At 69.4% G+C, this 13,708-nt stretch carries 10 protein-coding genes and 2 rRNA genes; all 12 read left to right on the top strand.

Features of this window, described 5'->3' with window-relative positions; all coding sequences use genetic code 11:
• The first annotated feature begins 114 nt into the window (after nucleotides 1–114).
• The 12 genes from V3N99_18305 (at nucleotide 115) to V3N99_18360 (ending at nucleotide 13,708) form a co-directional block, all read left to right on the top strand.
• A 23S ribosomal RNA gene (locus V3N99_18305) occupies nucleotides 115–3,237 on the top strand.
• Nucleotides 3,238–3,368: 131 nt separating this feature from the next.
• A 5S ribosomal RNA gene (gene rrf / locus V3N99_18310) occupies nucleotides 3,369–3,485 on the top strand.
• Between the two features lie 366 nt (nucleotides 3,486–3,851).
• On the top strand, nucleotides 3,852–4,595 hold the full coding sequence (locus tag V3N99_18315) for a hypothetical protein (GenBank protein ID MEO3938686.1): 744 nt from the start codon (nucleotides 3,852–3,854) through the stop codon (nucleotides 4,593–4,595).
• Nucleotides 4,592–5,719: an HAD-IIA family hydrolase gene (locus V3N99_18320; GenBank protein MEO3938687.1), complete on the top strand. Its 1,128-nt coding sequence runs from the start codon at nucleotides 4,592–4,594 to the stop codon at nucleotides 5,717–5,719. Before V3N99_18315 ends, V3N99_18320 begins: the two co-directional genes overlap by 4 nt.
• A gap of 68 nt (nucleotides 5,720–5,787) precedes the next feature.
• Nucleotides 5,788–6,468 carry a hypothetical protein gene (locus V3N99_18325; GenBank protein ID MEO3938688.1) on the top strand — a complete coding sequence of 227 codons (681 nt, stop codon included), beginning with the start codon at nucleotides 5,788–5,790 and terminating at the stop codon, nucleotides 6,466–6,468.
• Between the two features lie 2 nt (nucleotides 6,469–6,470).
• On the top strand, nucleotides 6,471–6,749 hold the full coding sequence (locus V3N99_18330) for a hypothetical protein (protein MEO3938689.1): 279 nt from the start codon (nucleotides 6,471–6,473) through the stop codon (nucleotides 6,747–6,749).
• Nucleotides 6,746–7,627 carry a TlyA family RNA methyltransferase gene (locus tag V3N99_18335; GenBank protein ID MEO3938690.1) on the top strand — a complete coding sequence of 294 codons (882 nt, stop codon included), beginning with the start codon at nucleotides 6,746–6,748 and terminating at the stop codon, nucleotides 7,625–7,627. The genes V3N99_18330 and V3N99_18335 overlap by 4 nt, the downstream gene beginning before the upstream one ends.
• Complete coding sequence (locus V3N99_18340) at nucleotides 7,624–8,535, top strand: NAD kinase (protein ID MEO3938691.1); 912 nt, start codon at nucleotides 7,624–7,626, stop codon at nucleotides 8,533–8,535. The genes V3N99_18335 and V3N99_18340 overlap by 4 nt, the downstream gene beginning before the upstream one ends.
• Nucleotides 8,536–8,545: 10 nt before the next feature.
• On the top strand, nucleotides 8,546–10,453 hold the full coding sequence (recN, locus tag V3N99_18345) for a DNA repair protein RecN (protein MEO3938692.1): 1,908 nt from the start codon (nucleotides 8,546–8,548) through the stop codon (nucleotides 10,451–10,453).
• Between the two features lie 107 nt (nucleotides 10,454–10,560).
• Entirely contained in the window at nucleotides 10,561–11,745 is a 1,185-nt protein-coding gene (gene steA, locus V3N99_18350; protein ID MEO3938693.1) for a putative cytokinetic ring protein SteA, read from the top strand.
• Entirely contained in the window at nucleotides 11,742–12,749 is a 1,008-nt protein-coding gene (locus V3N99_18355) for a copper transporter (GenBank protein MEO3938694.1), read from the top strand. The genes steA and V3N99_18355 overlap by 4 nt, the downstream gene beginning before the upstream one ends.
• Nucleotides 12,746–13,708, top strand: coding sequence for a hypothetical protein (locus tag V3N99_18360; GenBank protein MEO3938695.1), 963 nt, complete (start codon nucleotides 12,746–12,748; stop codon nucleotides 13,706–13,708). Before V3N99_18355 ends, V3N99_18360 begins: the two co-directional genes overlap by 4 nt.

A 13,708-nucleotide genomic window follows, 5' to 3' on the forward strand; every position in this document is an offset into this window, starting at 1 on the left:
CGTGGTGCACGTGGTGCGCGATGGGGGTGGGTCGGAGGAGGCGCTCTGTCAGGGACGGGTACCGCCCGTATGTTGAGAACTACACAGTGGACGCGAGCATCTTGTATTGTATGTAGCCAAGTTTTTAAGGGCACACGGTGGATGCCTTGGTACCAGGAACCGAAGAAGGACGTAGGAATCTGCGATAAGCCTCGGGGAGTCGATAACCAGACTGTGATCCGAGGATTTCCGAATGGGGAAACCCGGCTGGAGGCAAGTCCAGTCACCCTCGTCTGAATATATAGGGCGAGTGGAGGGAACGTGGGGAAGTGAAACATCTCAGTACCCACAGGAAGAGAAAGCAACCGCGATTCCGTGAGTAGTGGCGAGCGAAAGCGGATCAGGCTAAACCGTGCCTGTGTGATAGCCATCAGGCGTTGCAGGTACGGGGTCGTGGGACTTCTCAGTCGGCGCTGATGAGCTGGCATGGAGTAAGAAATCATCGTGATAGTCGAAGGGCATTGAAAGGCCCGGCACAGAGGGTGCGACCCCCGTAGACGAAATCTTGTTGACTCCAGAGGATCATCCCAAGTAGCACGGGGCCCGAGAAATCCCGTGTGAATCTGGCGGGACCACCCGCTAAGCCTAAATATTCCCTGGTGACCGATAGCGGACAAGTACCGTGAGGGAAAGGTGAAAAGTACCCCGGGAGGGGAGTGAAATAGATCCTGAAACCGTGTGCCTACAATCCGTTGGAGCCTCCTTGTGGGGTGACAGCGTGCCTTTTGAAGAATGAGCCTGCGAGTTAGTGCTCAGTGGCGAGGTTAACCCGTGTGGGGAAGCCGTAGCGAAAGCGAGTCCGAATAGGGCGTTTGAGTCGCTGGGTCTAGACCCGAAGCGGAGTGATCTACCCATGGCCAGGTTGAAGCGCAGGTAAGACTGCGTGGAGGACCGAACCCACTTAGGTTGAAAACTGAGGGGATGAGCTGTGGGTAGGGGTGAAAGGCCAATCAAACTCCGTGATAGCTGGTTCTCCCCGAAATGCATTTAGGTGCAGCGTCACGTGTTTCTTACCGGAGGTAGAGCTACTGGATAGCTAATGGGCCTCACCAGGTTACTGACGTTAGCCAAACTCCGAATGCCGGTAAGTGAGAGCGTGGCAGTGAGACTGCGGGGGATAAGCTCCGTAGTCGAGAGGGAAACAGCCCAGACCACCATCTAAGGTCCCTAAGCGTGTGCTAAGTGGGAAAGGATGTGGAGTTGCATTGACAACCAGGAGGTTGGCTTAGAAGCAGCCACCCTTTAAAGAGTGCGTAATAGCTCACTGGTCAAGTGATTCCGCGCCGACAATGTAGCGGGGCTCAAGCACACCACCGAAGCTGTGGCATTGACACTTTGCCCGGCCGTGGCACCTGAGGGTCCATGGTCCAAGCGTGTTGATGGGTAGGGGAGCGTCGTGTGGCCAGGGAAGCGGCGGAGTGATCCAGCCGTGGAGGCCACACGAGTGAGAATGCAGGCATGAGTAGCGAATGACGGGCGAGAAACCCGTCCGCCGAATAACCAAGGGTTCCAGGGTCAAGCTAATCTGCCCTGGGTAAGTCGGGACCTAAGGCGAGGCCGACAGGCGTAGTCGATGGACATCCGGTTGATATTCCGGAACCGGCGAAGAACCGCCCATACAGAATCCTGTGATGCTAAGTGCCTGAAACTGGTGGGACTCTTCGGAGTCGTGTCAGCGGAGCGCACGACCCGAGCTGGTAGTACGTAAGCGATGGAGAGACGCAGGAAGGTAGCCTCCGCGTGGCGATGGTAGTCCACGTCCAAGGGTGTAGGGCGAGGTGTAGGCAAATCCGCACCTCTGCATTGGATTGCGAGTCTGAGACCTGATAGTGACCGCGTATGCGGGAAGTAGGGTGATCCTATGCTGCCAAGAAAATCTTCTAGCGAGGTTCGAGCCGCCCGTACCCCAAACCGACTCAGGTGGTTAGGTAGAGAATACCAAGGCGATCGAGTGAATCGTGGTTAAGGAATTCGGCAAAATACCCCCGTAACTTCGGGAGAAGGGGGGCCTGGACGGTGAAGAGCCTTGCGCTCTAGCCTGAATGGCCGCAGAGACCAGGGAGAAGCGACTGTTTACTAAAAACACAGGTCCGTGCGAAGTCGCAAGACGATGTATACGGACTGACGCCTGCCCGGTGCTGGAACGTTAAGGGGACCGGTTAGCCGCAAGGCGAAGCTGAGAACTTAAGCGCCAGTAAACGGCGGTGGTAACTATAACCATCCTAAGGTAGCGAAATTCCTTGTCGGGTAAGTTCCGACCTGCACGAATGGCGTAACGACTTCTCCACTGTCTCAACCACGAACTCGGCGAAATTGCACTACGAGTAAAGATGCTCGTTACGCGCAGCAGGACGGAAAGACCCCGGGACCTTTACTACAGCTTGGTATTGGTGTTCGGTACGGCTTGTGTAGGATAGGTGGGAGACTGTGAAGCGGGCACGCCAGTGTCTGTGGAGTCAACGTTGAAATACCACTCTGGTCGTTCTGGATATCTAACCTCGGTCCGTGATCCGGATCAGGGACAGTGCCTGGTGGGTAGTTTAACTGGGGCGGTTGCCTCCTAAAAAGTAACGGAGGCGCCCAAAGGTTCCCTCAGCCTGGTCGGCAATCAGGTGTTGAGTGTAAGTGCACAAGGGAGCTTGACTGTGAGAGAGACATCTCGAGCAGGGACGAAAGTCGGGACTAGTGATCCGGCGGTGGCTTGTGGAAGCGCCGTCGCTCAACGGATAAAAGGTACCCCGGGGATAACAGGCTGATCTTGCCCAAGAGTCCATATCGACGGCATGGTTTGGCACCTCGATGTCGGCTCGTCGCATCCTGGGGCTGGAGTAGGTCCCAAGGGTTGGGCTGTTCGCCCATTAAAGCGGTACGCGAGCTGGGTTTAGAACGTCGTGAGACAGTTCGGTCCCTATCCGCTGTGCGCGTAGGAAACTTGAGAAAGGCTGACCCTAGTACGAGAGGACCGGGTTGGACGAACCTCTGGTGTGTCAGTTGTCCTGCCAAGGGCACGGCTGATTAGCTACGTTCGGAAGTGATAACCGCTGAAAGCATCTAAGCGGGAAGCACGTTTCAAGATGAGGTTTCCATGGGGCTTTGCCCCGAGAGGCTCCCAGCTAGACTACTGGGTTGATAGGCCGGATGTGGAAGTGCAGTAATGCATGAAGCTGACCGGTACTAATAAGCCGATAACTTGATTACATCTTCACCCCTTGTGGGGGTCGCTTGATGCTTCGCGTCCACTGTGCAGTTCCCGAGATACGGTCGGGTCCTGACCCTTGCCCCCCCTGTGTGGGGGTGAGTGGTCGGGTGAACACATATCTCCATAGAGTTACGGCTGTCATAGCGAGGGGGAAACGCCCGGTCCCATTCCGAACCCGGAAGCTAAGCCCCTCAGCGCCGATGGTACTGCACTGGTGACGGTGTGGGAGAGTAGGACGCAGCCGGACAACCATTGAAACAGCGAGCGCCCCGCCCGGACCACCATCCGAGCGGGGCGCTTCGTCATCCCCAGCGGCATGTCCACACGCCGGTGCCTAGGATGGCTCCTGCAGGACGACACGAGAGAAGAGAACATGGCTGCGGACGGATACGGTGGCGGCGCCCCTCGAGAGGGTGGGCCACGTCGGGAGCAGGGTCAAGGTGCTCGTGGCGATCAGCGCGGCGGCCACTCACCCCGGGCGGGTGCGAATCGATCTGGCGCCGGCCAGACGCGTGGCGCAGACACTGGTCGAGGCACGTCGGCCGGGGCCCGTCAGGGCGACCGCGGACCGCGCACGGATCGCGCGGAGCGACCGGGCCCGCGGACCCCACGGTTGCCGGAGCCGCGTATCGAGGAGGGGGTCACGGGCAAGGAGCTCGACCGTTCGGTCTGGACCCAGCTGCGCACCCTCTCCAAGGAGAACGCGGAGGGCGTCGCCCAGCACCTGGTCATGGCGGCCCTGCTGATGGACGAAGACATCGAGGCGGCCAAGGCGCACGCCGAGACGGCGGTGCGCAGGGCCGGCCGAGTGCCCGCGGCGCGTGAGGCGATGGGGCTGGTCGCCTACCGGATGGGGGACTGGGCCAAGGCTCTGGCCGAGTTCCGTACCGTCCGTCGACTGAGTGGCTCGTCGCACCTCCTGCCCCTGATGGTCGATGCCGAGCGTGGCCTCGGTCGGCACGAGAAGGCGCTGGACCTCGCACAGTCACCTGAGGCGTCCACCCTCGCCCGCGACGAACGGGTGGAGCTGGCCATCGTCGTCTCCGGCATCCGGCGGGATCTCGGGCAGCTCGACGCGGCGGCGGCAGGACTGCGGATCGCTGAGCTGACACCGAAGCCCGTGCGGGCCTGGACGGCGCGCCTGGCCTACGCCTACGCGGAGGCGGTGCTCGCGCTCGGTGACGAGCAGGAGGCCCGCCGCTGGTTCGCCGTCGCCGTCGACTCCGATACGGACCTCGAGACCGACGCGTCGGAGCGGCTCGACGAGCTCGACGGCATCAGCCAGACAGACCTCATGGGCGACGACGACGAGGAGACCGGTGAGCAGGGTCTCGACGACCGTGGAGACCGTCGTTGAGCACGCTCCGCCAGCGGTACGACGGGTTCGTCTGTGACCTCGACGGGGTGGTCTATCGCGGACCGGCGCCGGTGGCCCACGCGGTCGAGGCCCTCGGTCGCCCGGACACAGCGGTCGTCTACGCCACCAACAACGCGTCGCGTCCACCCGAGCTGGTCGCCGAGCACCTGGTGCGGCTCGGCCTCGAGGTGGCTCCAGCACAGGTCGTGACCAGCTCACAGGCCGGCGCACGGCGGCTCCTCGCCGTGGTGCCCGGAGGGTCTGCGGTCCTCGCCGTCGGTGGCGTGGGTGTGTCGCAGGCCCTACGGGAGGCAGGGCTCGAGCCCGTCTCTCCGCGACAGGTGCGCGAGCGCGACCAGGCAGACTCCCCGGCGGCGCCACCGGTGGCCGTGCTGCAGGGGTACGGGGCAGACGTCACCGCCGACGACCTTGCCCAGGCGAGCTACCTCGTGGCAGGTGGGGTGCCGTGGGTGGCCACCAACACCGACGCCACCCTCCCGACCGACCGCGGCGTGGCCCCGGGCAACGGCATGCTCGTCGCTGCCGTACAACGAGCGAGCGGGGTCACACCGTCGGTGGCCGGCAAGCCCCAGGGTGACCTCTACGACCTGGCCTGCGACAGGTTGGGCACCCGGGTGGTGCTGGGAGTCGGAGACCGGCTCGACACCGACATCCTCGGGGCGATGGCGGCGGGCATCGACTCCCTCTGGGTCCTCACCGGCGTCGACGACCTCGAGGCTCTCGTCACGGCCGACGGTCGACCGCGTCCCACCTATGTCGCGGCCGACCTGCGCGCACTCGACCTCGAGGTCCCCGTCGTGTCGCGTGAAGGCCAGGTCTGGGAGTGCGCTGGCTGGAGCGTGGAAGGGCTCCACGACCGGGAAGGTCTGCCGCGGGTCCGGGTCGGCCACCGCTCCGGAACGACCTCGGCGCCAGCCGGCGTGAGGGAGGACGACGTCGCCGGCAGCCTGGCGGTGCTGAACGCCGGGCTGCACCTGCTGCAGGCCGCCATCGACGACCTGGTCGACGGGCCACTGGACGACCACACGACCCAGCGCCTCGTGGCCCTGGCCCGCTCGGTCGCGGCGCAGGCGGGGCTGCCGGCGTCGACCGCCGGGGGCTAGTGTCGGGATCTGCACGACTCACCGGTGTCGGGTCATCCGGCACCCAGCAGATCCAGAGAGGGATCTCCATGACGACGTTGGGCCCGTTGGAGCCGCTGCGCGGCTACCTGCAGCTGATATCCGGACTGGGTGACGTGACCAGGGCCCGGGCGGTGGATGCCGCGGAGTCACTCATCTCCCTCGGCACCTCCGTCGTGTCCGTGGCGCCGGTCGGGCAGGCGGGTGCGCTGGCCGAGGAGATCCTCGAGGCCGCCCGGGCGAACCGTGAGAGCCTGAGAGCCCTGGTGCGCCACGAGGTCGAGCGGGCGGTCGCCGCCGCCCTCAGCAGACCCGCTCCGGAGATCGTGCGCACCGGCGTGGCCGCGCTCGGCGCGCAGGCCTCTCGCGGACTGGGGGGAGAGGCCCGGAGGACGGTTCCTGCGGCGACGCCGGATCGGACGCCGACGACGACCCCTGCCACGAAGGTGGCGGCCGGGACGACGCCGCCCCCCGCGAGGAAGGCGACGACCGCGAAGAGGGTCGCCCCCGTGAAGAAGACGGCCACCGCGAAGAAGGCCGCCCCCGTGAAGAAGACGGCCACCGCGAAGAAGGCCGCCCCCGTGAAGAAGACGGCCACCGCGAAGAAGGCCGCCCCCGTGAAGAAGACGGCCACCGCCAAGAAGGCCGCCCCGGTGAAGAAGGCTGCCCCGACGAAGGCCACCCCCGCCACGAAGACGTCGGTCACGCAGTCCGACCCCTCGAGAGAGTGACGATGGGCGACCAGCTGGACGACTCCGCCCACTGGCCGTCGCCGGACACCGAGCAGGATCAGGCCCCCGACGCAGACGTCGAGACGGCCCCCGGTGACGACGACGGGCTCTTTCCCGCGCCGGTCTCGGTGGCACCGCACACGGGAGACGAGGCGGTCGACCAGGCGCTCGCCGACCTCGAGCAGGGAGCCCGGGACGACGACCTGGACGCGCAGGTGGCAGCCGGCGAACGGGCGCACCGTGAGCTCCAGGCCCGCCTGGACGACCTCGGGACGGCGTGAACGCGCCCGGTGCCCCGGGCGGTGCGCGACGCCTCGACGTCGAGCTGGTGCGGCGCGGCCTCGCTCGCTCGCGCGGCCAGGCCCGTGAGCTGCTGGACGCGGCCGGGGTCGTCGTCGACGGGGTCGTGACGACCCGACCGGCACTACCCGTCACGGACCTCATGCAGGTGGCTCTCCTGCACGAGCCCGAGCACTGGGTGGGTCGCGCGGCGCACAAGCTGCTCGGCGCGCTCGACGCCTTCGGGCCGCGGGGCCTGGTGGTCGAGGGCCGGCGCTGCCTCGACGTCGGCGCGAGCACGGGGGGCTTCACGCAGGTGCTGCTCGAGCGGGGCGCGACCGGCGTGACCGCGCTCGACGTCGGTCACGGCCAGCTCGTCCCGTTGATCGCGCAGGACCCACGCGTGCAGGAGGTGTCGGGGACCAACATCCGCGACGTCCACCCGGGCGAGCTGGGCGCACCCTACGACCTCGTGGTGGCCGACCTCAGCTTCATCTCGGTGCGCCTCGCGCTGCCGTCGATGGTGGAGCAGACCGACCCGCAGGGCGACCTCGTCGTCCTGGTCAAGCCGCAGTTCGAGGTCGGTCGGGACAACATCGGTCGCACGGGTGTCGTCGGCTCCACGCAGGAGCGTCGCCGGGCGCTGCGCTCCGTGGTGGGTGCGGCGAGGGAGCTGGGCCTGCACGTGCTCGGCCTGGTGCGCAGCCCCCTCCGGGGTGGGGACGGAAACCGGGAGTACCTACTCTGGGTGACGCCCCGTGCCGACGACGCCGCAGTGGTCACTGACACCGACTCGCTGATCGAGCTCGTCGAGGGCTCCGACAGCACCCACAGCACCGATAGACCCGACAGCACCGAAAAGGTGGAAGGAACACCGTGACCCGACGCATCCTCCTCGTCGCCCACCCCGGGCGACCCGAGGTGGTCGCCATCGCCCGCGGTGTGGTCCAGCGGCTGGTGGACGCCGGGGTCGAGGTCGCCCTCCCCCCAGCCGAGCAGGAGTCCTTCTCCGGCATCGACATCGGGCCTGTCTCGGCCTCAGACCCGGTCGAACCAGCCCGTGGCTGCGAGCTGGTCGTCGTCCTCGGGGGGGACGGGACGATCCTGCGGGGGGCGGAGTGCTCGCGCGGTTCGGACGCGCCGCTGCTGGGGGTGAACCTCGGCCACGTCGGCTTCCTGGCCGAGGCCGAGCGCGAGGAGGTGGGGGTGACGGTCGACCACATCCTCGACCGTGACTACTCGGTGGAGGAGCGCATGACCCTCGACGTGGTGGTGCACGAGGACGGTCGTCCGACGTGGCGGTCGTGGGCCCTCAACGAGGTGAGCGTCGAGAAGGCCGCCCGTGAGCGGGTGCTCGAGGTCTCGCTCGAGATCGACGACCGACCGCTGTCGACCTGGGGCTGTGACGGGGTCGTCGTCTCGACGCCCACCGGGTCCACCGCCTACGCGTTCTCCGCGGGCGGACCGGTGGTGTGGCCCGACGTCGAGGCCATCCTGGTCGTGCCGAACAGCGCCCACGCCCTCTTCGCTCGGCCGCTCGTCGTGGGCCCGAGCTCGACCCTGGCCATCGAGGTCATCCCGCACTCCGAGGCCCACGGCGTCGTGTGGTGCGACGGACGTCGGCAGGTCGGGCTCCCCCCCGGTGCCCGCATCGACATCCGGCGCGGCGACGTGCCCGTGCGGCTGGCCCGCTTCAAGGCCTCACCCTTCACCGACCGGCTGGTCGCGAAGTTCCACCTGTCCACCGAAGGCTGGCGCGGCCGCGGCCCTGACGCCGGTCGGCCCTAGGCTGGCGACCGTGTTCCAGGAGATCCGCATCCGCGGCGTCGGCGTCATCGAGGACGCTGTTCTCGAGCTGAGCCCCGGCCTCAACGTCGTCACCGGCGAGACCGGTGCCGGCAAGACCATGGTGGTGTCGGGTCTCGGCCTGCTCCTGGGGGCTCGGGCCGACTCGGGCCTGGTGCGCAGCGGGGTGGCGTCCGCCCTGGTCGAGGGCATCGTCACCCTGCCGGCCGGGCACCCGGCCCTCGTGCGGGCGGCCGAGGCGGGGGCCGACGTCGACGACGACCTGGTCCTCGCTCGCACCGTCACCCGCGAGGGCCGATCGCGGGCGCACGTCGGAGGCCGCAGCAGCCCGGTCGGTGTGCTGGCCGAGCTCGGTGAGCTGCTCGTCGCGGTGCACGGGCAGGCCGACCAGTGGCGTCTACGTCAGGGTGACCAGCACCGCCAGGTCCTCGACGACGTCGGGGGCGCAGCGCTCGGCGCGCTGCGAGAGCGCTACGAGGAGACCTTCGATGCCCTGGCTGTGGCGGCGTCCGAGCGAGACCGCCTGCGGCGCCTGGCCCGCGACCGGGCCCGCGAGGTCGACGTGCTGCGGGCCGGCCTGGAGCGGATCGAGGCCGTCGACCCCCGACCCGGCGAGGACGTCGAGCTGCGCGCCGAGGACGAGCGGCTCGGTCACGTCGACGGCCTGCGCCTGGCGGCCGAGCAGGCGCACGCCCTGCTCACCGGCGAGGACGACGGGTATGCCGGCGCCCCCGCGAGCGCCGGTGTCACCGAGCTGCTCGCCTCGACCCGCGGGGCGCTGACGCCGCTCGCCACCCACGACGCCGCGCTCGCCGACCTCGAGCGCCGCGTCGCCGAGGTGGCCTACCTCGTGACCGACCTCGGCGCCGACCTCGCGTCCTACCTCGGTGACGTCGACGTCGACCCCGCCCGCCTGGCTGTGGTGCAGCAGCGACGGGCCGACCTGGCGGCGCTGACCCGGGTCTACGGCGACACCGTCGACGAGGTGCTGCAGTGGGCCCAGGAGGCGGCGGTCAGCCTCGACGAGATCCTCGGCGCCGACGACCGGGTGGCCGAGCTCGAGGAGCAGACCGTCGTGCTGAAGCGCGACCTCGGGTCCCGGGCGCTCGCCCTCCACGCGGCCAGGGTGGCGACCGCCGAGGACTTCGGGCAGAAGGTGACGGCCGAGCTCGGTCACCTGGCGATGGGGCGGGCTCGGGTCGAGGTCAGCGTGACGACCCACCCCGACCCCGACGGCCTCGCCCTCGAGGCCGAGCCCACGTCCCGTGGTGCGGCGGCGGTGCGATACGGCCGGCACGGCGTCGACGAGGTGGAGATCCTCCTCGCGGCCAACGCGGGGGCACCCGCCCGCAGCGTCGCCAAGGCGGCCTCCGGCGGAGAGCTCTCCCGCGTGATGCTGGCGCTCGAGGTGGTCACCGGCGCCGGCGGGGGACAGAGCGTGCCGACGTTCGTCTTCGACGAGGTCGACGCCGGGGTGGGCGGCAGCGCCGCCCTCGACGTCGGTGCCCGCCTGGCGGTCCTGGCCCGCACCGCGCAGGTCGTGGTCGTGACGCACCTCGCTCAGGTCGCCGCCTTCGCCGACCGCCACCTCGTGGTCCACAAGCAGGACGACGGCAGCGTGACCTCGAGCTCGGTGACGCAGGTGAGCGCCGACGAGCGGCTGCGCGAGCTGTCGCGGATGATGGGCGGCGACCCCGCCTCGGGGGCCGGCCTCGAGCACGCCCGCGAGCTCGTCGCCCAGGCCGATGTCGCCCGCGCGTCCCAGACCCGGGCGGAGCCCGGGGCCGTCGACCCGGCCCCCGCACCGGGAACCACGCCGACCAGGCGTGCCCGGGCGCCCAGACCGTCCAAGGCGGGCCGGCCGCCCGCCCCGGCCGGGGCGGGCACGACGCCGGGGTGACCGGCACGGCACCATACACAGGCCGTGGGGACCTCCGGGTAGATCACAGTGCGGCTCTGTCGCGCCTCGGGAAGGAGACCCATCGGCACGTGGCACGATGGCCCACGATGTCGATCTCGTTGCGCCTGCGTCGCGGACGCCCCTCGGAGCCCTCCGAGCGGGGCGGACCGGTGCGCGTGGACGCCCGCACCAAGAACCTCACCAAGCGACTGCGCGCCGGCGACGTCGCGGTCATCAACCACGTCGACATCGACAAGGTCAGTGCGGAGGCCCTGGTGGCGATCCGGCCGGCCGCCGTCGTCAATGCCGCCGCATCCATCTCGGGGCGCTACCCCAACCTGGGGCCGGGAATCCTGGTCGACGCCGGCATCCCGCTGCTCGACGCCGTCGGAGACACCGTGATGTCGGCCGTCAAGGAGGGCGACCTGGCGGTGATCGACGGCGACACCCTCGTCGTGCGCGGCAGGGTGGTGGCGCGCGGTGCGCGGATGAGCGCCGACTCGGTCGCCGAGCAGACCGAGGCGGCCCGCGAAGGTCTGGCCGAGCAGCTCGAGGCCTTCGCGGGCAACACGATGGAGTTCCTCAAGCGAGAGCGCGAGCTGTTGCTCGACGGGGTCGGGGTGCCCGACATCCGCACCCCGATCGACGGACGTCACGCCCTGATCGTCGTGCGCGGCTACCACTACCTCGAGGACCTCCAGGCCCTGCGGTCCTACATCCGGGAGTACAAGCCGGTGATCATCGGGGTCGACGGTGGCGCCGACGCCCTGCTCGAGAACGGCCACCGCCCCGACCTCATCGTCGGCGACATGGACTCGGTCTCCGACAAGGCGCTGCGATGCGGAGCCGAGATCGTCGTGCACGCCTACCGCGACGGTCGGGCCCCCGGTCTGCAGCGCGTCACCGACCTGGGTCTCGACCCGGTCGTCTTCCCCGCCACGGGCACCAGCGAGGACGTCGCCATGCTGCTGGCCGACGACAGCGGCGCCACCCTCATCGTGGCGGTGGGCACGCACGCCACCCTGGTGGAGTTCCTCGACAAGGGGCGCTCGGGCATGGCCAGCTCGTTCCTGACCCGGCTGCGGGTGGGGGGCAAGCTCGTCGACGCCAAGGGCGTCAGCCGGCTCTACCGCCCACGCATCTCGGCCCTCGCCCTGGTCGCCACGATGCTGGTCGGTCTCCTCGCCCTGGGCGTCGCCCTCGCCGCCACCCCCGGCGGCCAGGCGCTGCTGCAGGTGCTCGGGGCCAGGTGGGACGGCGTCTGGGCCCGTCTCCTGGGGGTGTTCTCGTGATCGACTTCCGCTACCACCTGGTCTCCATCGTCTCGATCTTCGTCGCGCTCGCGGTCGGCATCGTGCTGGGGGCCGGGCCCCTTCAGGGGGGCATCGGCACGCAGCTGACCGACCAGGTCTCGCAGCTGCGGCAGGACATGGAGACGCTGCGCACCCAGCGCGACGACAACGCGAAGACCGTCACGGCGCAGGAGGGCTACGCCGCCGCCGTCGCGTCCTCGGCGCTCTCGGGTCGGCTCAAGGGACAGACCGTCGCCCTGCTCGTCTCGTCCGACGCCGCCGGCAAGTTCGCCGAGCTGACCACGACGGCCCTGCAGCAGGCCGGCGCCACCGTGACCACGGTCGTCACCCTCAAGGACGCCTTCCGTGCTCCGGAGTCCGCACCGGACCGGCTCACCGCGGCCACCACCGCCGCCGCTGCGATGGGGCTGACCCCGACGTCGGATGCCGACGAGCTGCTCGCCCAGGTGCTGACGTCGGCGCTGGTGCAGCGGCCGGCGGGCTCCGGGACCGGTCCGACCACCCCGGGCCTGCCGTCAGCGTCGTCGACGAGGGTGTCCGGCGAGGGCACCGGGCAGCTCGCGTCGGCATCCGCTCTCAGGACACTGGGCTCGGCCGGGCTGCTCGACCTCACCAACGACAACCCGGCCCCCGCGAGTCTTGCGGTGGTGCTGGGCGGGCCCATCTCGGGCACGACGACCTCGGTGACCGCGCAGACGGCCACGATGACGGCCTTGCTGCGCGTCCTCGCTTCCGCCACGGGCGGCGTCGTGGTCGGCTCAGGCGCTCCGACGACGGCGGTGGGGCAGGAGACGACGACCAACCTGGTGACCGCGGTGCGAGCCGACGGACGCCTGGCCGGCTCGCTGTCGAGCGTCGACCACGCCGACTCCGTCGTCGGGGCCGGTGTCGTCGTGCTCGCCCTGGCCGCCCAGGAAGGCGGCCGCGCCGGCCACTACGGCATCTCGGCCGACGCCAAGGCCGACGTCCCCCCGACGACGTGACGACCGCCCGCGGCCCCGGAGGTGGGGGCGCCCTGCCCCCGGCCGTCGCCACCGCTGTGGCGACCCTGGTGGCGGCAGGTGCAGCCCGCACGGCATACGCGGTGCTCGCCCGTCGTCCTCCCGGCGGTGCGCCCCGGTGGAGCCGCACCAACCACGCCGGACGGCGGGTGACGCTGCTGGAGGGGCCGGCGGTGGTGGTCGGCTGCGTGACCGGAGCGGTGGCGGGGGCATGGCGCGCCTCACCGGGCCCCCGCGAGGCCGACGCGGGCTGGGGGCTGCTCAGCGTCTGCACCGGCGGCCTCGCGGGTGGCGGAGCCGTGCTGCTTGCGGGCGCGGTCGGTGCCCTCGACGACCTCGCGGGCGACGCGACCACGAGGGGGCTGCGTGGGCACCTCAGCGCACTGCGGCAGGGGCGGGTGACGACTGGGTCCCTCAAGATCGCGGGGCTCGCGGCGGCCGGCGCGACCGTCGCCCTGACGCGGGCCTGCTCGGCGCAGGGGCCCGGGCTCGCCACCGGCGCCGGGCGGCTGGCCGCCGGTGCGGCGCTCGCCGTCGACGTGGGGGTGGTCGCCGGCACCGCCAACCTGGTCAACCTTCTCGACCTGCGGCCCGGCCGGGCGCTCAAGGTGGTCGTCGCCCTGGCGCTGCCGCTGGTCGCGTCGGGGTCCCCGACTGCCGGCGCGGCAGCGGGCGCCGCCCTGGTGGCCCTGCCCGCCGACCTGGCAGGGGAGCGGATGCTCGGTGACGCCGGAGCCAACGCCCTCGGCGCCGCAGTCGGCGCCGCGGTCGTCGACCGGTTGCCCATCCGTGCGCGGGTCGTCACCCTGACCTTGCTGGTCGGCCTCACGCTGGCCTCGGAGCGGGTGAGCTTCACCCGGGTCATCGAGTCGACGCCCGGCCTGCGCGAGCTCGACTCCTGGGGCCGTCGCCGGAGCGCCGTGGTCGGACCCGGGTCGTGA

The organism is Dermatophilaceae bacterium Soc4.6 (assembly GCA_039889245.1).
In the GTDB taxonomy this organism is placed as follows: Bacteria; Actinomycetota; Actinomycetes; order Actinomycetales; family Dermatophilaceae; genus Lapillicoccus.

Bases quoted from the DNA above. Each gene is read 5' to 3' on its own strand.
- V3N99_18325 (MEO3938688.1), top strand. From the start codon at position 5,788: ATGACGACGTTGGGCCCGTTGGAGCCGCTGCGCGGCTACCTGCAGCTG.
- V3N99_18330 (MEO3938689.1), top strand. From the start codon at position 6,471: ATGGGCGACCAGCTGGACGACTCCGCCCACTGGCCGTCGCCGGACACC.
- steA (MEO3938693.1), top strand. From the start codon at position 10,561: ATGTCGATCTCGTTGCGCCTGCGTCGCGGACGCCCCTCGGAGCCCTCC.